19 protein-coding genes are annotated in these 25408 nt (G+C 56.7%); 6 read left to right on the top strand and 13 right to left on the bottom strand.

Annotation, left to right across the window (positions count from 1 at the left end; translation table 11 throughout):
* Nucleotides 1-29 precede the first annotated feature (29 nt).
* Complete coding sequence (locus KGA69_RS19785; protein ID WP_049060071.1) at nt 30-488, bottom strand: winged helix-turn-helix transcriptional regulator; 459 nt, start codon at nt 486-488, stop codon at nt 30-32.
* A gap of 60 nt (nt 489-548) precedes the next feature.
* On the opposite strand from KGA69_RS19785, the gene KGA69_RS19780 reads away from it, so the two are divergent.
* Nucleotides 549-779, top strand: a complete 231-nt coding sequence (locus KGA69_RS19780) for a tautomerase family protein (protein ID WP_047050609.1) — start codon at nt 549-551, stop codon at nt 777-779.
* A 17-nt stretch (nt 780-796) separates the two neighbouring features.
* Here the strand turns inward: KGA69_RS19780 and KGA69_RS19775 are convergent, their stop codons facing one another.
* The 7 genes from KGA69_RS19775 to KGA69_RS19745 form a co-directional block, all read right to left on the bottom strand.
* The gene (locus tag KGA69_RS19775; protein ID WP_047050611.1) at nt 797-1789 is read right to left on the bottom strand and encodes an ABC transporter ATP-binding protein; all 993 of its coding nucleotides are present in this window, start codon (nt 1787-1789) and stop codon (nt 797-799) included.
* Complete coding sequence (locus tag KGA69_RS19770) at nt 1786-2766, bottom strand: ABC transporter ATP-binding protein (protein WP_047050612.1); 981 nt, start codon at nt 2764-2766, stop codon at nt 1786-1788. Before KGA69_RS19770 ends, KGA69_RS19775 begins: the two co-directional genes overlap by 4 nt.
* Nucleotides 2763-3710 carry an oligopeptide ABC transporter permease gene (gene opp4C / locus KGA69_RS19765; protein WP_045397668.1) on the bottom strand — a complete coding sequence of 316 codons (948 nt, stop codon included), beginning with the start codon at nt 3708-3710 and terminating at the stop codon, nt 2763-2765. The genes KGA69_RS19770 and opp4C overlap by 4 nt, the downstream gene beginning before the upstream one ends.
* A gap of 2 nt (nt 3711-3712) precedes the next feature.
* Nucleotides 3713-4669: an ABC transporter permease gene (locus tag KGA69_RS19760; RefSeq protein ID WP_015705201.1), complete on the bottom strand. Its 957-nt coding sequence runs from the start codon at nt 4667-4669 to the stop codon at nt 3713-3715.
* A 44-nt stretch (nt 4670-4713) separates the two neighbouring features.
* Complete coding sequence (locus tag KGA69_RS19755) at nt 4714-6417, bottom strand: ABC transporter substrate-binding protein (RefSeq protein WP_045397666.1); 1704 nt, start codon at nt 6415-6417, stop codon at nt 4714-4716.
* 183 nt (nt 6418-6600) lie between these two features.
* Nucleotides 6601-7251, bottom strand: coding sequence for a CatA-like O-acetyltransferase, family 1 (locus KGA69_RS19750; protein ID WP_045397692.1), 651 nt, complete (start codon nt 7249-7251; stop codon nt 6601-6603).
* A 29-nt stretch (nt 7252-7280) separates the two neighbouring features.
* Nucleotides 7281-7664 (bottom strand): VOC family protein, encoded by a 384-nt coding sequence (locus KGA69_RS19745; RefSeq protein WP_045397664.1) that lies wholly within the window; start codon nt 7662-7664, stop codon nt 7281-7283.
* A gap of 92 nt (nt 7665-7756) precedes the next feature.
* On the opposite strand from KGA69_RS19745, the gene KGA69_RS19740 reads away from it, so the two are divergent.
* The 3 genes from KGA69_RS19740 to KGA69_RS19730 all read left to right on the top strand — a co-directional run bounded on the left by KGA69_RS19740 (nt 7757) and on the right by KGA69_RS19730 (nt 12534).
* A complete protein-coding gene (locus tag KGA69_RS19740; protein ID WP_045397662.1) occupies nt 7757-8527 on the top strand; it encodes a DeoR/GlpR family DNA-binding transcription regulator in 771 nt (256 codons plus the stop codon).
* Between the two features lie 289 nt (nt 8528-8816).
* Nucleotides 8817-12032 (top strand): molybdopterin cofactor-binding domain-containing protein, encoded by a 3216-nt coding sequence (locus KGA69_RS19735; protein ID WP_213292608.1) that lies wholly within the window; start codon nt 8817-8819, stop codon nt 12030-12032.
* A gap of 43 nt (nt 12033-12075) precedes the next feature.
* Entirely contained in the window at nt 12076-12534 is a 459-nt protein-coding gene (locus KGA69_RS19730; protein WP_015366918.1) for a (2Fe-2S)-binding protein, read from the top strand.
* Nucleotides 12535-13886: 1352 nt separating this feature from the next.
* Here the strand turns inward: KGA69_RS19730 and fdhF are convergent.
* Genes fdhF through KGA69_RS19720 form a run of 3 tightly spaced genes read right to left on the bottom strand, consistent with a single transcriptional unit; the run spans nt 13887 to nt 17646 of the window.
* Complete coding sequence (gene fdhF / locus KGA69_RS19725) at nt 13887-16034, bottom strand: formate dehydrogenase subunit alpha (RefSeq protein WP_213292607.1); 2148 nt, start codon at nt 16032-16034, stop codon at nt 13887-13889.
* 11 nt (nt 16035-16045) lie between these two features.
* Complete coding sequence (locus KGA69_RS24250; RefSeq protein WP_015366915.1) at nt 16046-16174, bottom strand: hypothetical protein; 129 nt, start codon at nt 16172-16174, stop codon at nt 16046-16048.
* Between the two features lie 2 nt (nt 16175-16176).
* Nucleotides 16177-17646 carry a nucleobase:cation symporter-2 family protein gene (locus KGA69_RS19720; RefSeq protein ID WP_015366914.1) on the bottom strand — a complete coding sequence of 490 codons (1470 nt, stop codon included), beginning with the start codon at nt 17644-17646 and terminating at the stop codon, nt 16177-16179.
* 532 nt (nt 17647-18178) lie between these two features.
* Here KGA69_RS19720 and ygfT point away from each other — a divergent pair.
* Together ygfT and KGA69_RS19710 are read left to right on the top strand one after the other, a co-directional pair.
* Nucleotides 18179-20116 (top strand): formate-dependent uric acid utilization protein YgfT, encoded by a 1938-nt coding sequence (ygfT, locus tag KGA69_RS19715; RefSeq protein WP_063447946.1) that lies wholly within the window; start codon nt 18179-18181, stop codon nt 20114-20116.
* Nucleotides 20116-20592, top strand: a complete 477-nt coding sequence (locus tag KGA69_RS19710; protein WP_045392545.1) for a 4Fe-4S dicluster domain-containing protein — start codon at nt 20116-20118, stop codon at nt 20590-20592. The genes ygfT and KGA69_RS19710 overlap by 1 nt, the downstream gene beginning before the upstream one ends.
* Before the next feature lie 133 nt (nt 20593-20725).
* Here KGA69_RS19710 and ssnA read toward each other — a convergent pair whose 3' ends face one another.
* Nucleotides 20726-22060 (bottom strand): putative aminohydrolase SsnA, encoded by a 1335-nt coding sequence (gene ssnA / locus KGA69_RS19705; protein WP_045392543.1) that lies wholly within the window; start codon nt 22058-22060, stop codon nt 20726-20728.
* Nucleotides 22057-25161, bottom strand: coding sequence for a putative selenate reductase subunit YgfK (gene ygfK, locus KGA69_RS19700; protein ID WP_213292606.1), 3105 nt, complete (start codon nt 25159-25161; stop codon nt 22057-22059). The genes ssnA and ygfK overlap by 4 nt, the downstream gene beginning before the upstream one ends.
* Nucleotides 25162-25408 lie beyond the last annotated feature (247 nt).

Below are 25408 nucleotides of genomic sequence, written 5' to 3'. Positions count from 1 at the left end.
ACTGACTGACAGCCCGCGCGTAGCAGGGGTCAATCCTGGACTTTTACTATCTGAACATCGCTTTGCGCAATACGCTGCCCTGCGGCATTGACGTAGGCCAGAGACACCGGCGCACCGCTGGTTTTATCTACTAACTGGATATGCGGCGACGTATGCAGGAGTTGCTGATGTCCCCATTCCATCAGGGCAAAAAGGACCGGCGCCAGGCTGCGGCTCTTTTCGGTCAGCGTATATTCATAACGCTCACGCGCCCCCGCTTCGCGATAGGGAAGTTTACGTAGTAGCCCCACATCAACCATCAATTTTAAACGCTGAGTTAACGTCTGTTTGCTCATTCCGGTATGAACGCGAATCGTTTCGAAACGCGTCACGCCGTAAAACGCCTCTCTTAAAATCAATAAAATCCATTGATCGCCAACAATTTTAGCGCTTTCCGCCAGGCCGCAAAGTTCCGCGGGCAGGTAAGGGGATGAATTATATTTTGACATGATTTAGGTTATCTCCTAACCTGAGTTTGAAATATAGACTCAGTTAATCAGGAGAATACTGTGCCTTTTGTTAATGTGCAAACGATTAAAGGGATCATGACCACTGAGCAGAAGAATGAACTGCTGCGTCGCATGACTGACCTCATGGTGGAAATTGAAGGCCGGGGCGATCCGCAATTCCGTCAGTCCGTCTGGATCCGTATTGATGAACACGAGCCGGAACAGTGGAGCCTCGGAGGAATACAGCCGACAGCGGAGATGATAGCGGCAAAATTTGCCGCTAAACGATGATCTTATTGCCGTTATTGTTATGCGATAACCACGCGCGATTCAGCCTCAATTTCATGACAGGCGACCTGGTGCCCCGGCGCGATTTCGCGTAGACGCGGCGGTTCGCGACGGCAACGTTCGTTTGCCTGCGGGCAGCGAGATGAAAAGCGGCAGCCAGCAGGCGGTCGGGAAGGGTCGGGAATTTCCCCCTGAACGACCGCCAGCGGCTCGCTATCAGGATCCAGCGTGGGGACAGCGGCCAGCAGCGCCTGGGTATAGGGATGAAGAGGGCGGCTAAACAGCGCATCGCGGCTGGCCGTTTCCACCAGTTGACCGAGGTACATCACCGCCACGTCGTCGCACAGATGCTCCACTACCCCGAGGTCATGTGAGATGAATAGAAAAGTGACGCCACGTTCGTCGCGCAGGTCGGCAAACAGATTGATAATCTGCGCCTGAATCGACACATCGAGTGCGGAAATGGGTTCATCGGCGACGATAAAGTCCGGATTCAGAATTAGCGCGCGGGCGATGCCGATGCGCTGCCGCTGACCACCGGAAAATTCATGCGGAAAACGGTGGTAATGCTGAGGCGCCAGCCCGCATATCTTCATCACCGCAATGACTTTCTCATAGAGTTCAGCGCGCGTGCACAGTTTATGCTGCAGCATCGCCTCGCCAATCGCCTCGCCGATGCGGATGCGTGGATTCAGTGAACTATAGGGGTCCTGAAATACCAGCTGAATTTTTGGCCGTAAAGCCTGCATTGCTGCCGCTGACAGTTCGGATAACTCCTGACCGCGGAATTTAATGCTGCCGGCGGTTTTTTCATACAATCCAAGCAAGGTGCGGCCAACGGTGGTTTTACCGCTACCGGATTCTCCGACGAGGCCGAAAATCGTTCCCGGACGGATATTAAAACTGACGTCATCGACCGCGCGCAGTTCCCCGGTCTGCTGGCCGAACAGGCCGTCGCGCAGCGGAAAATACTTTTTCAAGCCATTAACTTCAATTACATAGGGCTGATTCATGCCACCGACTCCGTGAATTCACTATAAAAACAGGCCGCCTGGTGAGAGGGCCCCAAAAGTGGCGGTGTATCCTGGCGGCAGCGCGCGGTTGCCTGTTGGCAGCGATCGGCAAACGCGCAGCCCGCAGGCAGTTGCGCGAGATCCGGTACCTGGCCGGGAATGGAGTACAGCCGCCGGCGGCGTGCGCCCGGCACCGGGCGAGAGGCGATAAGACCGCGGGTATAGGGATGCTGCGGCTGGCGCAGTACCTCGGCGGTGGTTCCCTGTTCGACGACCCGCCCGGCATACATCACCACTACCCGTTCGGCCATCTGTGCGATCACTCCCAGATCGTGGGTGATCAGCAGCAGAGCCATCTGGTTTTCGCGCGCGCGGTCGCGCAGCAGTCGCAGGATCTGCGCCTGTACGGTGACATCCAGCGCGGTTGTCGGTTCATCCGCTATTAATAATTTTGGCCGGCAGCTCAGCGCCATGGCGATCATTACCCGCTGTAGCATGCCGCCGGAAAGCTGGTGTGGATAGTTCGTCATCAGGCTTTCGCTGCGCGCCAGTCCAACCTCGTTTAACAGTTGTATTGCGCGCTGCCAGGCGGCTTGCGGCGAGTCGCCGCGATGACGTATTAGCGGCTCGCAGAGCTGTTCGCCTATGGTCAGTACCGGGTTGAGCGCCGACATCGGCTCCTGGAAGATCATCGCCAACTGGTTGCCGCGCAGGTCGGCCATGTGACGGGCTTTCAGCTTGAGCAGATCGCGTCCTTCGAAATGGATCTCGCCGCCGTCAATGCGAGCGGCCTGGGGAGGCAGCAGGCCCATTAACGACATGGCGGTCACGCTTTTGCCGCAGCCGGACTCACCGACGATACCTACCGTTTGCCCGGCCTGAATCGAAAAAGAGACCTCCTGTACCGCGCGCACCCGGCTACCTTCAGCAGCGAAAGAGACAGAAAGTTGCTTAAAAGAAATTAATGGCGTGCTCATTTCAGCCTCTGTTTCATTTTCGGGTCCATTGCGTCGCGCAGGCCGTCGCCCAGCACATTAATAGCAATCACAGTAATAAAGATGGCAATCCCGGGAGGCATCCATAGCCACGGTCGCCGCTGAAAATCAATCAGGCTGTTAGCAGCATCCATCATGTTGCCCCACGATGGTGTCGGCGGTACCACGCCGAGGCCGAGATAGCTCAGCGCCGATTCGCTCAGAATGGCGTTAGCGACCGCCATTGTCGCCATCACCACCAGAATCGGGATGGTATTGGGCAGCAGGTGACCGAACAGCCGGCGACGCGCCGAGAGTCCCAGTACCTGCGTCGCCAGCATAAAATCGCGCTCGCGTAGCGACAGGCACTGCCCGCGCACCAGCCGCGCCAGCTTCGGCCACTCCAGCAGGCTGAGCATAATTACGACCATCCAGATGCGGGAATCCGGCGAAAAGTCGAGCTCGGAGAGCATCGCGCCGGCGACGATTAATAATGGCAGGCCGGGTATCGTCATCACCAGATCGGCTAGCCGCATGATCAGTTTATCGGTGAGCCCGCCGACATAGCCCGACAGCGCTCCCAGCAGGTAGCCCAGCGTTACCGATAGCAGCATAGTCAACAGGCCGATTATCAGTGAAATGCGCCCGGCCAGCAGTAAACGCGTATAGATATCGCGGCCAAGAAAATCGGTACCTAACCAGTGTTCGGCGCCAGGTGGTTTGTTGATCATCAGCGCATCGGTGGCGTCATCTTTCCACGGCGACCACATCGGCCCGAGCGCGCACCACAGGGCCATCACCGCAAGCAGGATTAAACACAGCATCGCCATTCGGTTGCGGCGCAGTTGGCGCCACGCCTGATGCCATGGAGAGGGAGTTATTTGCGCGAGCGCGGGGATTGTCGCCTGGCGCAGGCGGCGACGGTGGCCAAACAGGGAAGTTATCATCATTACCTCACTCGAATGCGCGGATCGGCCCACGCGTAGAGCACATCGGCCAGTAAATTACCGATGATCGTCAGCACCGCCAGAAACAGGGTAAACCCCATCAATACCGGATAATCGCGAGCGGCCAGCGAATCGATATGAATGTGTCCGGCCCCCGGCCAGTTAAATACTTTTTCGGTAATGATGGCGCCAGAGAACAATCCCGGCAGTTCAAAGCCAAGCAGGGTGATGACCGGCAGTAGCGCATTGCGCAGCGCGTGTTTCATGATAACCGTGCGTTCTCGCAGACCTTTAGCACGGGCGGTACGAATGAAATCCATCTTCACCACGTCGAGCATGCTGGCGCGAAAATAGCGCGTCAGGCTACCGGCCTGCAGCATCACCAGCGCCAGTACCGGTAGTACCAGATGGGCGGCGACCTGCAGCACATACTGCCAGCCGCTATCGTCGCTGCCGGTATTGGTCATCCCGCCTACCGGCAGCCAGTGAAGGTCGACGGCAAACCACTTAATTAGCAGCAGGCAGAGGAAAAAGGTGGGAAAGGACATGGCGGCGAACACCGCGATACTCACCAGATGATCAAACCAGGAATTAGGTCTGAGCGCGGAGACCACGCCAACCGTCAGGCCGATACCCCAGTAGAAAACCAGCGCCACGCTTGCCAGCAGGAAGGAGTTCCAGATGTACTGGTTCAGTAGCTGGCTGACTGGAATTTGGTATTGCAGCGAGAAGCCTAAATCCCCGCGCAGCAGTTGCCCCAGCCAGTGAAGGTAGCGGGTGAAAAGCGGCTGGTCGAGGCCGTATATCGCCTTCAGTTCGGCGGCGCGGGCGGCCGTCAAGGTGATATTGCCATCGATAAAGTCGCCGGGGGTTTTGGCAAAGAGCATAAAAATGATAAAGGAGGCCAGCAGCAGCATCGGCAGCGTTTGCAATAAGCGCCTCAGGATGAAATTTTTCATAACATTCTCACATCAGCCGCCGGGGAGGCCGGCGGCTGGGGGATTTACTTCACGATTTTCACGTCCGGCAAACTGCCGGTGAGGCCGTTATAGATATCCGGCTTAAAGCCGGTCACGCGGGCGCTGCTGGCGGAAAGAATCTCCCGGTATCCAAGCAAGATAACCGGCGGATCCTCGGCCAGCACCTGGTACAGCTGGTGATAGATAGGCTTGCGTTGTTCGACATCCAGCACCGCGTTACCCGCATTGATAAGCTTATCGACTTCAGCATTGTGGTAGCCCGACTCTTTGGCTTCGCTGCTGTAGAAGTCCCACACGCCGTCATGCGGATCGTTGAGAGTGCTGGTGCTAAACGACGCCAGATCGTAATTACCCGCTTTGCGCTGCGCCATCAGCGCGTTGAAATCAACCACCTGCGGTTTCAGCAGCACGCCGATCTGCCGCCAGTTCTCTTTGGCAATCGGAATCAGCGCGTCGTTAATGACTTTTTTGCTCGCCAGCAGGGTCAGCTCCAGCCGTTTACCGTCTTTCACGCGGATGCCATCGGCGCCAGGCAGCCAGCCCGCTTCATCGAGCAGTTTTTTCGCCTGCGCCGGATCGTAATGATAGGGGTTGACGCCCTGCGCGTTGAAAGCCCAGGAAATAGGCGCGATCGGTTCAATGGCTACCTTGCCGTATCCCTGATACACCACGTCGATTAACTTCTGGCGGTCAAGCCCGTAAATCAGCGCCTGACGCACTTTTTTATCCTGTAGCGCCGGGCGATGGATGTTGAACTCCACCTGGCTGTAGTCGCTGGAACCGTAGAGGTTGATATTGGCAAAACCGAGCATCTTAAGCTGCTCAATATCATCCGGACGCGAGGTGAAGGCGTCGTAGTCGGTTTCGCCGGTCTGGAATAACTGGAAATTGGTGGACGGATTGGTCACGCGATAGATAAAGCGTGGCGTTGGCGGCGTACCGCGGTAAAAATGCGTGTTGGCGTGGAAGCGAATCTCCTGACCGGGAATATATTTATCGTAGACATACGGGCCGTTACCCAGCGGTTTTCCGTGCAGAGAACGCAGATAATCCAGATTTCCGCGTTGATACCCTTTGCCGTACCAGGCTTTTGATAATACCGGACCGCCGATTTTCGCCAGCGTCGTCGCGCCCGGCTGAGTGGTGGTAACCTGCAGGGTCAGCGGATCGATAACTTTCAGGCCGCTCACGCTATCGGCTTTGCCGGCTTTATATTCTGCGCCGCCGGCGATATTGGCCAGAGTAATATCGGTGTCGCCGTCATATTTCGGGTCGAGCAGAACGGTCAGCGTAAAGGCGACATCCTCCGCGGTGAGTGGCGATCCGTCGCTGAAGGTCAGGTTAGGGCGTAATTTGATGGTATAGACTTTGTTATCCGCGCTCACCGTCCAGCTCTCAGCCAGCCCCGGCACCAGCTTCCCCTGACTGTCCCAGTCAATCAGGCGCGAGAAAATAACGTTGGTGACGTTCTCATCCCAGCCGTTGACGAAGAAGTAAGGGTTAAAGATCCCCTGCGGTTCGGAAATGCCGGCCACCACCGTGTCTTTACGCAGTTTGGCGCTTGCCGGGATCTGGCTGGCATCGGTTGCGGGAGTGATCCCTTCTTTAAGGATATCGTCGGCGTTGGCGACAGAAGAAAATGCCACCATGCTACCGAGTAGCGCCACTTTCAGCGCCAGCGCGAAGCGCGTTTGTCTGGTTTTTAATCCTTGCCGTAATCTGGACAAAAGTGCTACCTCATCAAATGATTGCGTTGTTATTTACAATTCATGACGAAGATAAGAGGCGCGCTGAATACTGTCTAACAACGAAACGCTATGGTTTATAGCCATTTCGCATTAGCAAAAAACCGGCAATATAATGCCGGTTTTCGGGGAAGTCATAGTGGATTGTTCTATATGCCGCGGCAGCTAATCGCGGGCCTCAACCGGCAGCCACAGAGCCTGCGGATTGGCGAAATAATATTCAACTTCGGCATAAAAACGGCTGGCGTGCAGGCCATCCACAAAAGCGTGATTAAATCGGCCGGCAACCGGAATGATGCCATTTTTCAGTTTCCCCCACGTCAGGGCGGGCACCGCCGCGCCAACGTAGTATTCCGCATGGGTCATGGCGCTGAAGTGCAGCCACGGCAGGCAACTGGCGCAAAAGAAATTTTCTTCTTCCACAATAAGCGGTGAGGGATTGGTGCTTCTTGCGGCCTCAATGCGCGGCGTTGCGGCGGCGCTAAACGCGGGGAAATCAGCGGCGTTATCGCACCATACCTGCCGAAAACCTTCGCTGGTCGTCATGATCGGCGTCATCACCGAGATGGCGTCATATTCGATGATATCGTCGTTGCGCAGGCGCTGTCTTAGCTGCGGTACGGCGTTGGCCGCGCGCAACAGGCCGAATAATGCCAGTTGAAAGAAGGAGACGCCGTGGTCCTTCGCGCAGGTATACAACTGTTGCGCTTCGACCGGTACGCACAGATTGAAGCTGGGATTGGCAAAGGTACGGTAGAACGTAAAATGATCCAGGCGAGGCCAGCTCGCTTTATCAATGACGCGATAATGTGCCACGATTGACTCCTTCATGTGGGTTTCCCTTACTATGCGACGATTTCCACCAGGTTACCATCCGGGTCTTTGATAACCGCCTCATAATAGCCATCACCGGTGGTGCGTGGGGCAGAGACTAAAATGCCCGCCATTTCAGCGCGTTTGGCTAACGCATTAACCTGTTCCGCGCCGCCGACGGCGATCGCCAGATGCGCCCACCCCGTATGGTTGTTATCGCGGGGCGAGTCCTGTAAGCCGGGTTTAGCCATTAACTCAATTGCCAGGTCAGAGCCAATTTTTACAAAGTAGGATTCAAAACCAGGATTGGTTTTACTGTGGTATTTTTCGTTGATTTCACCGGCAAAAAACTCCACCCAAAAGCGTGCTTGTTGCTCAAGATGGCGGGTCCAGAGGGCGATGTGGGCAACTTTCATGATTTACCTCGTAAGGGTTCGGGTTGACAGCATGCGCATGAGTGAATGATTATGCTCTTTGCTGCTCGTTATGTTTATTTAAAGGAGTTATTGTGCTCGATTATGCTGCTTTCCCTCAGCAACGACAAGCGCTGATTTGTCAGATCCTGCAGGAGGACGGTAGGGTCGTCTGCGCCGATTTGGCCCAGCGCTTACAGGTCTCTGAACATACTATTCGCCGCGATCTTCATGAGTTGAGCAAAGAAGGATATTGTAAGAAAGTCTACGGCGGCGCGGTGATGACCCTGCCGGAATCCATGGAGTACAGCGAACGTAAAGAGAAAAACAGGGCAACAAAGAGCAGGATCGCACAGAAGTGCGCACAGCTAGTGAAACCGGGCGGCTGTATTTTTATTGATACCGGCACCACTAATCTGGCAATGGCGGAAGCGCTACCGGGCGAACTGGCCTTAACCGTGGTTACCAATTCTCCGGAAATCGCGGCGGTTCTGCTTAAAAAACCGCTTTACGAGGTTGTGATGCTCGGAGGTCTGGTGCAACGCGCGGCTGGCGGTTGTGTCGGCGCATCGGCGGTGGCCCAGGTACAGGGGATCCTCTTCGACCAGGGGTTTATTGGCGGCTGCGCGATGGCTCCGGAGTCAGGTTTAACCGGCTTTGATCACGCCGATTGTGAATTTAAGAAAGCGGTTATCAAACAGTGCAGTGAGATTATCGTTGGCTTAACCTCAGATAAAATCCCCGCCGTCGCGCGTTTTGTGGTAGCTGAAAGCAGCGCCATTGATGTGCTGGTGGTGGAGGAAAACATTAGCCGTAAATACCGGGATGCTTTCCGTGAACACGAGATCCGTATCTATACCGTCTAGTACAGGGGCAAATTATTAATTTGAGAAAACCGGGCTATCACTTTGATAAAAATGGCGGCGAAATGTTTCTGGCCTGCGGGCCTCGGCCTTAGTAGCGCTATTTTCTCCGCACTTTAGCCGTATTTTGCGCGGCGACTCACAAAAACGAAGCTTACGCAGCACCTCATTGATTTCTGGCACAAATCTTGGATTTGTTATCGGTGAAGTGGCTTTTCCCATGGGTTATGGATAGCGCGACGTTTAGCGAACCCGGGATTGCCCGCAACGGATAATCATTGAGGGGACTGTTATGTGTGCTTCACCTTCAGCGCCGCTACGGCGCGTGGATGGACTGGCGAAAGTCAAAGGAACGGCCGTTTATGGCGACGATATTACCTTACCGGGCATGCTGTATGGCGTTTGCCGCTTTGCGGATATACCCGCCGGGAAAATCGAGGCGATAGATCTTAGCGAGGCGCTGAATGTTGCAGGCGTAGTAAAAATCGCCACCTGGCAGGATATCCCCGGTACACCGGTCGTGGGGATCATCGTCAAAGATTATCTGCCTATCGTCAAAGACGAGGTGGTCTTCCACGGCGATGTCGTCGCCGTGGTGGCGGCAACCAGTTATGAAGCCGCCTGCGAAGCGGCGGATAAAATTCATGTGCGCTATACGCCTTATGAGCCGCTAACGGACGTAGAAGCCGCGCTGGCGGCGGACGCCCGGCGAATTCACCCGGAGCGCAGCGATAATATCGCCGCCCATCACCACACCGTTAAAGGCGACATCGCCAAAGGCTTTGCCGAAGCCAGTCACGTGATTGAACGTGAATATGAAGTGGGCTTCCAGGAACACGCCTACATCGAACCGGAAGTCGTACTGACCTGGCTTGATCCTACCGATGGTAGCCTGATTATCTCCGGCTCCATTCAGAACCCGCACCGCGTACGCAGCTTCGTGGCTAAGTTTATGGGCTGTCCGCAAAGCCAGATTAACGTCAAACGCGCGGTGATGGGCGGCTCGTTCGGCGGGAAAGACGACATCATCGATCATCTGGCCTGCCGTTCCGCATTGATGACGCGGCTTACCGGTCGTCCGGTTAAATTTACCTACACCCGCGAGCAGTCCATTATCGAAAGCTGTAAGCGCCACCCTTATAAAATGAAGTATCGGGCCGGGGTGGACGACAACGGGCGTATTCTGGCGATCAAAATCGATATTCTTGCCGACAGCGGCGGCTATGCGGCGTCTTCCCCGTTCGTCACCTGGCGTTCTTCGGTGCAGGCGGCGGGGCCGTACAATATTGATAACGTCCATATCGACGTCAAAGCCGTCTATACCAACAACAGCTATACCTCGGCGATGCGTGGTTTCGGTTCACCACAGGTGGTTTACGCCAACGAATCCTTTATGGATGAAATTGCCGAAGTGCTCAATCTCTCGCCGGTGGCGGTGCGTGAAGTGAATGCGCTGCGTCAGGGAGATACCTCGGTCACCGGGCAGCGGTTTGATAAACACACCGTCTCGGCGACTGAAGTCCTGAGTAAGGCGGTGAATGCCTCGGAATTTGCGGCAAAACGCCAGCACTATCGTGAATTGAACCAACAAGGCGGCGTTTATCGATATGGTATTGGCCTGGCGCTGAGCTACCGCGGCTGTTCCATTGGCGCGGAAGGGGTTGATACCTCGACGGCGCTTATCCAGGTCAATGAAGACGGTAGCGTCAATCTGGCGACATCGGTATCGGAAAACGGTCAGGGTCTGCAAACCGCGATGTCGCTAATCGCCTCGGAAGCCTTTGGTATTCCACTGTCGGAACTGCATTTTATAGAGCCGCCGACCTCGGTTATCGGCGACGGCGGATCGACGGCGGCGACCCGCGGGACAATGGTCGGCGGCGGGGCGATTCTTGACGCCGCGGACAAGATAAAACGCCGTATTCTCAGCGTCGTCGGCGACAGCATCGGCACCCGTGAGTTGGAAGAAACCCTGTGGCAGGATGGCTTTATCATCAACGCCCAGGACAATGAACGGCGTATTGACTTCAAAACCGCGGTTAATAAGACCAAATGGGCCAGCGTCAGCCTGACCGAGTACGGCTGGTTTGTGCCGCCGCCTATTCATTGGGATGAAGAAAAAGGCTGCGGCAGCCCGTACTTTACCTGGGTCTACGGCTGCCAGGTGGCGGAGGTACGGGTGAATACCAGCACCGGTAAAACCGATTTGCTGCATGTTACCGCCGCCCATGACGTGGGCCGGGTACTCAACCCGGTGGGTTTTGAAGGCCAGGTTTACGGTGGGGTGGCGCAGGGTTTCGGCTATGCGCTGCTGGAAGACTTCAACATTGAAAACGGCCGGGTCAAATCGGAAAACTTCGACAGCTACCTGCTACCGACGATGAAAGATATTCCGCCGATGACGATTATCGGCGTAGAAAACCCGGATATCGCCGGGCCTCTGGGGGCGAAGGGGATCGGCGAGCCGGCCACTGAACTCGCGGCGGCGGCTATCAACAACGCGGTAAGTTTCGCCCTCGAGACGCGGTTTAATAAATTACCGCTGACCCTTGAACAGGTGATCCTCGGCTACAACCTGAAAAAGCCGGTTCGCCAAAGCGAAATGATGCTGGAGGCGGAAAACAAGAAGCAGGTGCTGCGTCTCACTGACGTGGAAGTGACTCGCGCGAAAAGCCTGCAGGAGGCGTTAACTCTGCTGGCGCAAGAGGGCGTGACGGCTATCGCCGGCGGTACCGATGTAATTGTGCAGGGGCGTCTGCAAACCCGCGCGATGCGGCTGGTTGATATTTCCCGTCTGCCGGAGTTGACGCAGGTGAGCGAAGATCCGGTCAGCCATGAGGTCATCATTGGCGGAGCGATGACCTTTAACCGTATTACCGATCATCCGCTGCTGCGCGAACGTTACCCGCTGCTGGTGCAGGCCTGTCATACCGTCGGTTCGCACCAGATCCGCAACCGCGCCACCATCGGCGGCAATATCGTCAACGCCGCGCCCTGCGGCGATTCCATTCCGCCTGCCATCCTCTATGACGCGCGCATCGAACTGCGCTCGCTAAATGGCGTACGCACCCTCGGTCTGGCCGAGTTCTTGCTGTCCGGCTACAAGACCCAGCGCCAGCCGGATGAACTGCTGACCAAAGTGATACTGCCGCCGCCGGCGCGCCCGCAGGCGAAAGGGTTTTATCACCAGTTAGGGCGGCGCAACGCCCTCAACATCACCCGTCAGAGCCTGAGCGCGCTGCTCGATTTTGCTGATGATGGCACGGTGAGCTACTGCCGTCTGGTGGACGGCGCGCTGTTCAGCAAGCCGCAGCGGTTGTTGGATATTGAACGCTGCCTGTTAGGGAAACCGTTAAATAGCGACACGATTAACAGCGCCTGCGAGGTGCTGGACAAGCTTATCTATGCGGCCATCGGTAAGCGCTGGTCGGCGGCATATAAGCAGCCGGTGTTCGTCAATATGTTCCGCGACATGATGGCCGAGGCGCAACGGGCCTCAGGGATTTAATGATTCAATCAGGGCGCCAGAGCGCCCTGTACAGGATAAAGCTATGAGCACAATTAAAGTGAAGGTAAACGGCAAGCTGGTGGAAGCAAAAGTAGAAGGCAATATGCGCCTATTGGATCTGGTGCGGGATACATTGCATCTTACCGCCACCAAAGAGGGATGTTCGATTGGCGAATGCGGCGCCTGCACGGTGCTGATGGACGGTAACGCCGTTTGTTCTTGTCTGGTACTGGCCGAACAGTGTGATGAAGCGGAGATCGAGACCCTGGAAGGGTTAAACGATAATCCGATTACGCAAAAATTACAGGATGCGTTTATTGAGAAGGGCGGCGTGCAGTGCGGGTTCTGTACGCCGGGAGTATTGGTCAGCGCCACCGAGTTGTTAACCAAAGAGCCGCACCCGGACGAAGCGCAAATAAAGGATGTATTAGAAGGCAATATGTGCCGCTGTACCGGCTATCAGCCGATTATTGACTCCATTCAACACGCGATTAAATCGTGATCTTGTACCGGGGCTGCTGTTTTGTGCTATTTGGTGGCCGGATAAGGCGCCACCGGGGGAGAATTCCCGGATAGCGGCGCATGGCGCCTTATCCGGGCTACGGTTTGATATTCGTTTGGTAGCCCCGGTAAGCGTAAGCGCCACCGGGGAGGATTCCCGGATAGCGGCGCATGGCGCCTTATCCGGGCTACGGTTCGGTAGTCGGTTGGTAGCCCCGGTAAGCGTAAGCGCTACCGGGGAGGATTCCCGGATAGCGGCGCATGGCGCCTTATCCGGGCTACGGTTCGGTAGTCGGTTGGTAGCCCCGGTAAGCGTAAGCGCCACCGGGGAGGATTCCCGGATAGCGGCGCATGGCCCCTTATCCGGGCTACGGTTCGGTAGTCGGTTGGTAGCCCCGGTAAGCGTAAGCGCCACCGGGGATAATTCCCGGATAGCGGCGCATCGCGCCTTATCCAGGCTACGGTTCGGTATTGGGTGGTAGCCCCGGTAAGCGTAAGCGCTACCGGGGAGGGTTCCCGGATAGCGGCGCACAGCGCCTTATCCGGGCTACGGTTCGGTAGTCGGTTGGTAGCCCCGGAAGCGTAAGCGCCACCGGGGAGGGTTCCCGGATAGCGGCACATGGCGCCTTATCCGGGTTACGGTTCGGTAGTCGGTCGGTAGCCCCGGTAAGCGTAAGCGCTACCGGGGAGGGTTCCCGGATAGCGGCGCATGGCGCCTTATCCGGGCTACGGTTCGGTATTCGGTTGGTAGCCCCGGTAAGCGTAAGCGCCACCGGGGAGGGTTCCCGGATAGCGGCACATGGCGCCTTATCCGGGCTACGGTTCGGTAGTCGGTTGGTAGCCCCGGTAAGCGTAAGCGCCACCGGGGAGGGTTCCCGGATAGCGGCGCGTAGTGCCTTATCCGGGCTACGGTTCGGTAGTCGGTCGGTAGCCCCGGTAAGCGTAAGCGCTCCCGGGGAGGGTTCCCGGATAGCGGCATATGGCGCCTTATCCGGGCTACGGTTCGGTAGTCGGTCGGTAGCCCCGGTAAGCGTAAGCGCCACTGGGGAGGGTTCCCGGATAGCGGCGCATCGCGCCTTATCCGGGCTACGGTTCGGTAGTCGGTCGGTAGCCCCGGTAAGCGTAAGCGCCACTGGGGAGGGTTCCCGGATAGCGGCGCATCGCGCCTTATCCGGGTTACGGTTCGGTATTCGGTTGGTAGCCCCGGTAAGCGTAAGCGCCGCCGGCGGAGGATTCCCGGATAGCGGCGCATGGCGCCTTATCCGGGCTACGGTTCGGTATTCGGTCGGTAGCCCCGGTAAGCGTAAGCGCCACCGGGGGAGGTTCCCGGATATCGGGTATGGCCGTCGAACCTTAACCCATCGCGCTTTCGCGCAGGCGGGCTTTCAGCTTGTTGTACTCGTCGATCACGTACTGCTCCGCCGCGCGCTGATCGGCAATCCGCTCAACGTTAACCGCGCAGTACTTGTACTCCGGCGTTTTGGTTATCGGGCTCAGGTTCTCCGACACCAGCTCGTTACAGGCGCCGATCCACCACTGGTAGGTCATATACACCGCGCCTTTATTCGGCCGATCGCTGACCTGCGCGCGGGTGATGATGCGCCCCTTACGCGAGTTGACCCACACCAGCGCTTCATCCTCGATGCCTAACCGTTCGGCGTCGGCGGTGTTGATTTGCGCATAGCCCGGTTCATCCGCAAGCCTGCTTAAGGCCGCACAGTTACCGGTCATCGAACGGCACGAGTAGTGACCGACTTCTCGCACCGTTGAGAGCACCATCGGGTACTGTTCAGAAAGTTTATCTCCCGGCGCGACCCAGTTGCAGGTGAAAAACTGGGCTTTACCACTCGGCGTAGAGAACGTCTCTTTAAACAGATACGACGTCCCCTGGTCGGTGTCGGACTCATCGCGGCATGGCCACATGACGTAGCCGAGCTCGCCCATTTTCTCATAGGTGGCGCCGTAGAAGTCCGGGCACAGATGCCGCAACTCATCCCAGATCTCCTGGGTGTTGTTGTAGTGCATCGGATAGCCCATCCGGGTGGCGATTTCGCTGATGATCTGCCAGTCGGTTTTCAGGTCCCACTTTGGCTCCACCGCTTTAAAGAAGCGCTGGAAGCCGCGGTCCGCTGCGGTATACACACCTTCGTGCTCGCCCCACGAGGTGGACGGCAGGATGACGTCGGCCGCGGCGGCGGTTTTGGTCATGAAAATATCCTGGACGATAACCAGTTCCAGCTGTTCAAACGCCTTGCGCACCGCGGAAAGCTCGGCATCGGTCTGCAGCGGATCCTCGCCCATAATGTACGCCGCGCGGACTTCGCCGTGTTCGGCGCGGTGCGGCAGCTCGCTGATGCGGTAGCCGGTATGTTCCGGCAGGCTGTCGACGCCCCACGCTCTGGCAAACTTCTCGCGGTTTTCCGGGAACTTAACGTACTGGTAGCCCGGATAGGTATCCGGCAGCGCGCCCATATCGCAGGCGCCCTGAACGTTGTTCTGTCCGCGTACCGGGTTGACGCCGACGCTCGGCTTGCCGAGGTTGCCGGTGAGGATCGCGAGGCTGGTCAGCGACCGCACGGTCTCCACGCCCTGGTAGAACTGGGTGACGCCCATGCCCCACAGGATGGCGGCGGATTTGGCGCTGGCGTACATCCGGGCGCAGGCGCGGATCTCCTGAGCGCTGACGCCGGTTATCTCTTCCACCGACTCCGGCGTGTAGCCTTCGACGATTTTGCGATACTCCTCGAAGCCCTCGGAACGGCTGGCGACGAAGGATTTATCGTACAGATCCTCTTCAATAATAACGTGGCCAATGGCGTTGAGCAGCGCGATATTCGAGCCGTTCTTCAGCGCGATGTGCATGTCGGCGATGCGCGCGGTTTCAATCTTGCGCGGGTCGCAGACGATGATTTTTGCCCCGTTGCGTTTGGCGTTAATGACGTGATTCGCCACGATAGGGTGGGAATCCGCCGGGTTGTAACCGAAGATAAACACCAGATCGGTGTTATCAATCTCCGTGATGGCATTACTCATGGCGCCGTTACCGACCGACTGGTGCAGACCTGCAACCGAAGGGCCGTGTCAGACGCGAGCGCAGCAGTCGACGTTATTGGTACCAATAACGGCGCGCGCGAATTTTTGCATCACGTAGTTGGTTTCATTACCGGTCCCGCGGGAGGAGCCGGTGGTCTGGATCGCGTCCGGGCCATATTTTTCTTTAATGGCGCCAAGGCGGGTGGCGACGTAATCGAGCGCCTCGTCCCAGGAGACGGCTTCCAGTTTGCCGCTACGCTTACGACGGATCATGGGGGTTTTGAGACGCGGGGTCAGGATCTGGGTATCGTTAATGAAGTCCCAGCCATAATAACCTTTCAGACACAGGGTGCCCTGATTGTTTTTCCCCATGGCCGCTTCGGCGCCGACGACCATGCCGTCGTCCACCACCAGCCGCAGCTTACAGCCAGCGGCGCAGTAGGGACAGACGGTGGTTACTTTTTCCATCGTGTGACTCCTTAAAAATAGTACGGCAGCAGATAGATAAAACGGCTGTTAATTCCGAGGGTAATGGCGTCCTGGATGGCGGGAACCGCCATCAGGGCCATCATCAACAGTGCAAAAAGCAGACGTTGCGACATAGACATAATCACTCCTGGCCGTCAGCGGCGGTTTGACCTTTCTGTACCTTGCGCAGCAGTAGCCACATGCGCACTGTACGCACGGCCATGTTGCGGGCAGCCGCGCTCGGCGGCGCCGGGTCCGGTTCCGGGACATCGTGAGAAATACGGAACGGCACGCTGCCGTTCAGCGTCAGGTTGGCGACAATCGCCGTCAGGGTGCCGATAGTGATGCCGCTATGCAGAAACAACTGCATCATCGGCGGGAACTGGGTAAACAGATTCGGCACCAGTACCGGCATCATGCCGAGACCAAGGGTGAGCGCGACGACCATCCCATTGTTATTGTTGCGATAGTTGACCTGGCCGAGAGTACGAATACCGGAAACGGCAACCATGCCGAACATAACGATACCAGCGCCGCCGAGGATCGGTTTCGGAATCAGTACCACCAGCGCCGCCATTTTGGCGAAAATGCCCATTAGCATCAGAATGACGCCCGAGACCGACACCACGAAGCGGCTGCGTACGCCGGTCAGGCCAATCAGGCCGACGTTCTGCGCGAAGGCCGCGTAGGGAAACAGGTTGAAGAAGCCGCAGATCGTCGTCGCCAGTCCGCAGGTATTCAGGCCGTTACGCAGCATGCTGGCCGTGACCTGTTTACCGACGATATCGCCGGTCGCCATGATGGACGACATGGTTTCGACCATCACCACCACCATGACCATCGACAGCAGGGCGACCGGCACGATATGAAACTCAGGCCGGGCGAACTGCATCACCTGTGGCAGATGCAGCCAAGGCGTAGCGTTGACGAGGTTAAAATCCAGCGGCTTGAAGAAGCTCCATAAAATAGTGCCGATCACCAGCCCGATCAGCACCGAGGTGTTCTTGACCACGCCGGTGGCGAAGGTATAAAGGTTAAGAATAATGACCAGCGTGATGGCCGCCATCAGCAGCGAGAAGAGATCGCCGAAACCGGCCATCTCGCTGCTGCCGCCGCCAATCCATCCTCCCGCGACCGGCATAATAGAGAGGCCGATCAGCGTCACAATGCCACCCATCACCACCTTCGGAAAGAAGCGAATGAGACGGCTAATCCACGGCGCGCAGCAGAGGATAAAAATGCCGGAGACGATAACCGAGCCGGAGATCGCCCCGATACCGTACTCTTTGCCGATAAGCACCATCGGGATCAGCGCGGCGAAAGTACAGCCCTGGATCAGCGGTAAGCGGCAGCCCAACCACTGCTTGATGCCCATCGATTGCACGATGGTTGCGGCGCCGCAAATAAACAAATCGGCGCTGATTAATAAAATAATATGCTCCGCAGGCAAACCGACCGCGTTACCCACCACCAGCGGTACCGCCACCGCTCCGGCGTACATCACCAGCACGTGCTGCAATCCATAGAGAATCATTTGCGTAATTGGCAGGACCTCATCGACCGGCGCGACAGTCGCCGTATTGCGTGAGGCCGGAATGGCAAAATCTTTCATGAAGTAGTTGTCTCCTTTACGACTTCTTCCCGTGCCGAACTGAAAGGGCAGAAGTTACGATTCGAAGGCCATTGCCTCCCTCTGCTGATGATGTTCACCAGCGTATAACGCGCACGGAGTTGCTTATGCGTTAGGAGGGTTATGCGTAAGCTGTGCCAAAAATGAGCGAAGCGGTAGTGGAAGAATATATTTGTGAAATCAATCACGGGTTGGCATGTTTATTTCTTGCAGGCCCGTTTAACGCTGCGAGCGGGCATCAGAAATAAAAATGGCGAATATCAGTTTGAGATATATGCCGTCTCATTTTGGTAGGCGAAATAAGCGCTAAGAAGGTAAAAATGATAAAAAGGCAGGACGGGCTTGAGATTCCATCCCAGTGATTTGATGAGCTTTTATTTATTCGAGAGTGACAGGAGAGTAATAATTTGAGCTGACTCGCAAAAATGAATGGCAGCAGAAGGTGAGCGCCCAATATCGCCCGAATATTGCAATCCATCCCTGAGACTATTCCAGAAGAATAAAAGGGAAGCAAATGAATCGATTTATTGTGGCCGATGTTGCGAACTGTATTGGATGTCATGCCTGCGAAGTAGCCTGCGTCACGGCGCATCATCAGGATGCCTGGCCGGCACAGCGCAGCGCCTTTGTTCCGCGCATCCATGTTGTCTTCCACCGGAATGCCAGTACTGCGACCACTTGCCACCATTGCAACGACGCGCCTTGCGTCACCTCCTGCCCGACTCAGGCGCTGTATGTCGCCAACGACAGCATCCAGTTTACCCAGTCCGAGTGTATCGGTTGCAAAAACTGCGTCGTCGCTTGCCCATTTGGCGCAATCGAGATGGTCGCCAGCGGGGAAGATGGCCCGCAGCTGGCGCAAAAATGCGATCTTTGTCGCGAGCGCCCCTCCGCAGAACAGGCCTGCGTGGCCAGTTGCCCGACACAGGCGCTGCGCGTAATGGACGAGAGCGCGCTTCTGCGGTTACAGCGGGAAAGACAAATCCGCTCCGCCCAAGGGCAGCCGCTGGCCGAGCATCGTGGCGCAAGGCGCGAAGCGATCCTGGATAAAGCGCCGCGGGTGGGGGCGAAGAAGCTTGCCGCGGAGGAGCGAAAAGCGCATTTTGCCGAGATCTACCAGCGCCTTAGCGAATGTGATGCCGAATATGAAAGCGAGCGTTGCCTGTACTGCGCGCAAAAAGCCTGGTGCAACTGGACCTGCCCATTACACAACCATATTCCCGATTTCATCCGACTGGTGCGTGAGGGCAAAATTATTGAGGCCGCAGAACTCTGTCATCAAAGTAGTTCGCTTCCGGAAATTTGCGGCAGGGTCTGCCCACAGGACAGGCTATGTGAGGGCGCCTGTACGCTGAAAAACGAAGGCGGCGCGGTGGCGGTTGGCAATCTTGAACGGTATATCACCGATACCGCGCTGGCGATGGGCTGGCGGCCAACCACAGGCGAGGTTGCGCCGCGTCGGGAACGCGTGGCTATTATCGGTGCCGGACCGGCGGGACTGGGCTGCGCGGATATTCTCGCGCGCGCCGGGGTACAGGTTGATGTTTTTGATAAACATCCTGAAATTGGCGGGCTGCTGACTTTCGGCATTCCGTCTTTCAAGCTGGAAAAAACGGTAATGGCGCTGCGGCGTGAGATCTTCAGCGATATGGGGATTCGTTTCCATCTCAATCAGGAAGTGGGGCGCGACGTGGCCTTCAGCGACCTGGTTGCTAACTATGACGCGGTCTTTTTAGGCGTCGGCACCTATGGGCTGATGGGCGCTGGTCTTGATGGCGAAGATGCGCCGGGTGTTATTCAGGCGCTGCCGTTCCTGATTGCCAATACCCGTGAGGTGATGGGGCTTGAAGAGAGCGCCGAATATCCGCTAACCGACATTAAGGGTAAGCGGGTGGTGGTGCTGGGCGGTGGCGATACGGCGATGGACTGTCTGCGCACCGCGGTGCGTCGCGGAGCCGAGAGCGTGACCTGCGCCTATCGTCGCGATGAGTTAAGCATGCCGGGCTCGAAAAAAGAGGTGGTGAACGCGCGGGAGGAGGGCGTGGCGTTTCAGTTTAACGTTCAGCCGCAATATATCCTGCGTAACCGTAAAGGCCAGGTCAGCGCCGTCGGGATGATCCGTACCGAAATGGGTGAACCAGGACCGGATGGCCGCCGCCGCCCGCGGCCAATTGCCGGTTCAGAATTCGAACTCCCGGCCGATGTGCTGGTGCTGGCGTTTGGTTTCCAGGCCCATGACATGCCGTGGCTGCGGGGGCACGGCATCAAACTTGACCGCTGGGGGCAGATTGTGACGGGCGGCAAAGGTCGCGGCACCACGCAGACCAGCCATGACAAAATCTATGCCGGCGGCGATGCGGTGCATGGCGCCGATCTGGTGGTGACGGCAATGGTTGCCGGGCGCCAGGCCGCAAGCGAAATGCTGGCGCGATTTGACCATAAGGAGCGGTGATGACCCATTTTATTCTTGCCAGTTCACAGGCCTGTATCGGCTGTCGTACCTGCGAAGTCGCCTGCGCACTGGAGCATGTGGCGGAAGGGGCGGAATTTCATCCGCGATTGAAGGTGATGCGACTCGACACGTTGAGCGTGCCGGTGATGTGCCATCAGTGTGAGAACGCGCCATGCGTTGGGGTCTGTCCGACCGGCGCATTGGCGATGGGCGCCGAACGGGTCGAGGCCGATGCCGAGCGCTGCATAGGCTGCCAGAGCTGTGTCGTCGCCTGCCCATTTGGCGCGATTACTATCGAGACATCGGCGGCGCATCCGCCGGTTATCGTGAAGTGCGATCTTTGCGAGCAGCGAGATGGCGGCCCGGCCTGCGTGTCGGTATGCCCAACGGCGGCAATATCGCTGATGACCGGTGAGGCGCTGGCGGCGCTGCAGAAACAGAGAACGATCGCCAGCGCCAGCTTGTTGAGTTTATAGGAGAGTCCCGGATGGCGACGCGCCGCGTCTTATCCGGGCTACCCGAACGATGTTTCTGCGCTATTTATAGCCCCGCTAGAAGCCAAAAAATAAACCCGGTACAGCGACCGGGTTTTGTTTTTGCGTGATGGGATTACGGCAATGCATCCATCCGCTGCCACATCTTCTTCGCCACCTTCCGCGCTTCGGCGAAAATCGTATCGCAATCAATAGCGAACTGCCGATCCTCATAGACCATGACACCATTCACCATCACGCTATGTACGTGGCTGGCCCCCATACCGAAGGCGATGTGCCCGGCGAGATTAGCCGCCAGCAGCGGCGTCGGCGGAATATAATCGCTGATGGTTAAATCCGCCTTATAGCCTGCCTCAATACGGCCGAAACGGTCGTTAAAGTTGCGGCTAAGCAGCGTGTTGCCGTTGCTTAATGCCCGCGCAAAGCTATCCGGCCACAACGGCCCGCCGGCATCACGGTGTTTAAAGAAGGCGAACTTGAGCTCTTCAAACATATCGGAGCCGATACCGTCGGTGCCCAGCGCCAGGTTGCGAAATGCCGTCAGCTGCTGGTTATAGCCAACATGGTTGTTCATGTTAGAGCGGGCGTTATGGACAAGAAAACCATCGTGCGCGTTCAGTAGTTCAATATCCGCGTCCGACAGATACAGCCCGTGAGCCACCAGCGTTTTACTATCGATGAGATCGAACTCCGCCAGGCGTACCAGCAGATCTTTACCGTAGTGATGGTGGCTGTGGGAAACGTCGTAACGGTCTTCCGCCATATGAATATGCAGGCCGCGCCCGGTTGCTTTTAATGCTTCGCGAAGCATCAAAAGCCCCTCGTTAGGAACCGTAAACGGCGCATGGGCGCCGATATGCGCTTCTACCAGATAGGGTTCGTCGCCGTTTTCCCGCGCCCGATCGATTTCGTGGGCAAAACGGATATTTTCCTCCACGCTTGCCTGAAGTTCCTGCAGGCCGCCGTTACGGTCGGTGGTTTCAAAACAGGTCATGCCGCGCAGGCCGACCTTGATGAAAGCGTTACGTAACTGACTTAATGATCCAGCGATATAGTTCGGCGACGCGCTGTGGTCAATGACGGCGGTGCAGCCGCTGCGAATGGCCTCCAGCGAACAGATAAGCCCGCTGTAGTATAAGGACTCCTCATCCAGCGCGCGGTCCAGGCGCCACCACAGGTTTTTCAGCGTGGAGATAAAATCGGGACTCGGCGCAATATTGGCCTGAATTCCGCGCGACAGTCCGGAATAAAAATGGTTATGCGAGCAGACCATTCCCGGCATCACCAGCCGGCCGCGCATTTCTTTGATACGCGCCTGCGGATAACGCTGGCTCAGGTTCGCGCCTGTTTCGATAATTCTGTCATTTTCGATTATGATATCGACACCTTCTTCCACTTTTGCCGGGTGAAGCTGGGCAAGGGTGGCATTTTTAAGCACTAAGATACTCATACTTCGACGGCTCCCAGCAAATAGTGGTGATGTTGATGGACGTGGCTGATGATGCGGCACATGGCATCCAGTTGCGGCGGTACTTCAGCGAACTGACCCTGAGTATCGATTTCCAGTTGCCAGATCAGGCCATCCTGGCGGACATGAACCCGCTGCTGTTCCACGAGGAAACCCGGATTGCTGCTGTTGTTGAAATCCTGTTCGAGGCTAAAAACGGTGACTTTGTCCTTATAAGGTTTGCCTTGCCATGGGCAGAACTGCGCGCAGTTGCCGCATTCGTTGCAGTACGCGTCGAGGTGCAGCGTCTGGAAGCGGTTGTCGAACCCCGGCACCGCGATTGAGACGTTGGCGCGGTTCGGGCAAACATCAACGCACTTGCTGCAGACGTAATTACATTCGAGGCAACGCTCCGCCTCCTGCGCGACAAAGGCATCGCGGTCGTCTTTATCAACCTGAGCGATAGCAATGGTTCCTTTGCGGCGGTAGATATCCGCGGGATCGACGTTATTCCACTGTTTATCGCCGAAGTGGCTGCGGATATTCTCGCGCTTCAGGATCGCATCGCTGGCGCGACGGGCGTTGCCTATCGCCGAGACGATCGAAGAAGGGCCATGCTGTACATCGCCAATCAGGAAGACGTTAGCCAGACGGCTTTCGCCATCAGCATTGACCTCAGGCCAGCCGTGGTCGTTGAGCGGGATCCCCATCGCCGCCAGCGCTTCGCCATCCTGCTGTTCGCCGATAGCGGTAATCAGCGTATCGACCTGCAGCGTCCAGGTTTCATCGGTGGGCAATGGGCGACGTCGACCCTGTTCATCAGGTTCGCCGAGGGCCATGGTGCGAACGGTTAGCGTGCCGTCAGCGGCGAAGTGCTCCGGGTTACTGAGGAAGCGGAACGTAACGCCATCCTGAAGGGCTTCTTCGTACTCCTCGCGCCATGCTGGCATCTCCTGCTGCGAGCGGCGATAAATCACCGTCGCTTTCTCAACGCCGGGGATGTGCAGCGCCGCGCGGGCGCAGTCCATTGCAGTATTGCCCGCGCCGACAATGGCCACGTGTTTACCCACGTTCAGGCGATCGCCGCGGTTGAACGCGCGCAGGAAGTTGAGCGATTTATGAATATTCGTGTTGTCGCCGCCAAGCTTCACGCCGCTGTTTTTGTCGGTACCAGTGCCGACCAGTACATAGCGATAACCCTCCTGACGGAGTTTTTCGACGGTGAGATGCGGGTCGCAGCCGTAGACAATATTGACGCCGTGATTAACAACGAACTCAATATCCTGCTGGATAAGTTCCGCGGGAATGCGGAAATGCGGAATGATGTTTTTTACCACTCCGCCAGCGTTAGCTTCGCGCTCAAATAGCGTGACCGGGTGGCCGGCGCGGGCGAGGAAGTAACCCGCCGCCAGCCCCGCCGGGCCTGCGCCAATCACCGCCACCGGGTTACGGCTACCGGAACCAGCCGGTTTATGCCAGCGGCGTTGGTATTCCGGCCAGCCTTTCTCAAGGGCGATTTTTTTCAGCTCGCGGATATTTAACGCGCTGTCATAATCAAGACGCGTACAGTTGTACTGGCACTGGTGATCGCAGATATGGCCGGTGATCGCCGGCAACGCGTTACGTTGATAGATAAGCTCCAGCGCATCGGCATAGCGCTGCTCGCCCATCAGGCGAATGTATTCCGGAATATCCTGTTTGATGGCGCAGGCGCTGACGCAAGGGGCGACGTAGCAGTCGGTTAACGGCAGCGGCTCGCCAACGTCGATGCGATCGTCCGGCTTCCAGTGTTTTTGCGTGTACTCCATGCTCACCGCTTTTTCCGCCAGCGCGTTCAGGCGCTTGACGTCGACCTGATTCATTTCCCAGCCATCGGCCTGTTCCAGCTCGCGCATGCACTGGCTAAGACGCAGGTAACCACCGGGTTTTAGCAGATCGGTCGCCATGGTAATGGGGCGGATCCCGGTTTCAAAGATATCGCGGATATTGAGCTGGCTGGCGCCGCCGGAGTAGGAGATCGGGAGTTTGCCGTCGAATTCACGCGATAGCAGCGCCGCAACGTTGATGGAGAGGGGGAACAGGGCGCGGCCGGACATATACATCTCATCGCCGGGCAGCGCGCCTTTATTGTTGACCGTGCCGAGGGTGTTGGTTAGCTTAACGCCGAAGCCGAGTTGTTTACTTTTCGCCAACGCCATCAGACGCGTCAACATTTCCAGCGCCTGGCCGATTTTAAGATCGTGTTCAAAAGATTCTTCATTCAGACCGATATAGTCAAAGCCGCAGGTGTCGAGAATTTCGCGTACGCGCGGGTAGCCCAACAGCGTCGGATTAAGCTTCACGAAGGTGTTGAGCTGCTTCTCTTCCAGCATATAGCGGCAAATGGCTTCGATTTCATCCGGCGGGCAACCATGCATGGTAGAGAGAGTAACCCCTTGTACCAGTTTTGCCGGAATGCGTTCCGCGAGCGTCGCCAGCCGCGGGCGGATATCATCCAGCGACAGGCGGGCAAGGAAGGCGTCATCATGCAGCCAGCGGTTCAGCGTGTCGCGGTACTGGGTAAATTTCGGCTGCCCGGCGGCGTTCATCATATTATCGATAAACTGCTGCATCGGCGGTTGTTTGATGCCTTCCAGGTTATAGCCGACGCTCATATTGAAAATAAATGACTTGCCGTTTTGCGCCGGCGTGAACGGGAAAATCTCTTCCAGCAGATGCAGAATAAACCATGCTTTAAGGTATTCATCCCACGCTTTTTGCAGCGTGAATTCCGTAGACCATTCGGTATTGAAGCATTCGTCTTCAGCGTCGATACAGGGTTTTTCCAGCTCAAGGCGGTCGAGGATCTGTACGGTTTTCAACTCGATAAACCGCCCGCCGGTGAGCCAGGCGGTGATGATATTCTGCGCCAGTTGGGTATGCGGGCCGGCGGCCGGGCCGATTGGGGTGGCGCAGCTTTCGCCGAAGACGCTTACCCGGCGTTGGTTGGTGGGCGAATAGAACTGCTGCTCAGGAATACCAAAAATGGAATGGTGTTGTTGATACTCATCGAAAATGCGCGTCAATAATTCCTCAAACGGGACGGGACGCATGATATCCCCCATAACCCTCTCCTTTATCTGTGCAATCAAATTTGCCGGTTAGTGGTGCTTATTCCGACGGATAGTTAAGGAAGAGCAACAATCGAACCAGTTATTAAAGGCAGAAGGTTTGAATAATTAAAAATGTGAGACAGATCTAAAGAACGCCTGGCTTTGTGAATAGGCTCACGCTATGGTAATGAGAATTAAAATCACTCTATATTTTTATCCGCCGGGATTTCTCAAAATAAACGGCGAAATATCACAATGA

Source organism: Klebsiella sp. A52 (genome assembly GCF_018388785.1).
Classification (GTDB): domain Bacteria; phylum Pseudomonadota; class Gammaproteobacteria; order Enterobacterales; family Enterobacteriaceae; genus Klebsiella; species Klebsiella aerogenes.
This window is presented reverse-complemented; position numbering and strand designations above follow the sequence as displayed.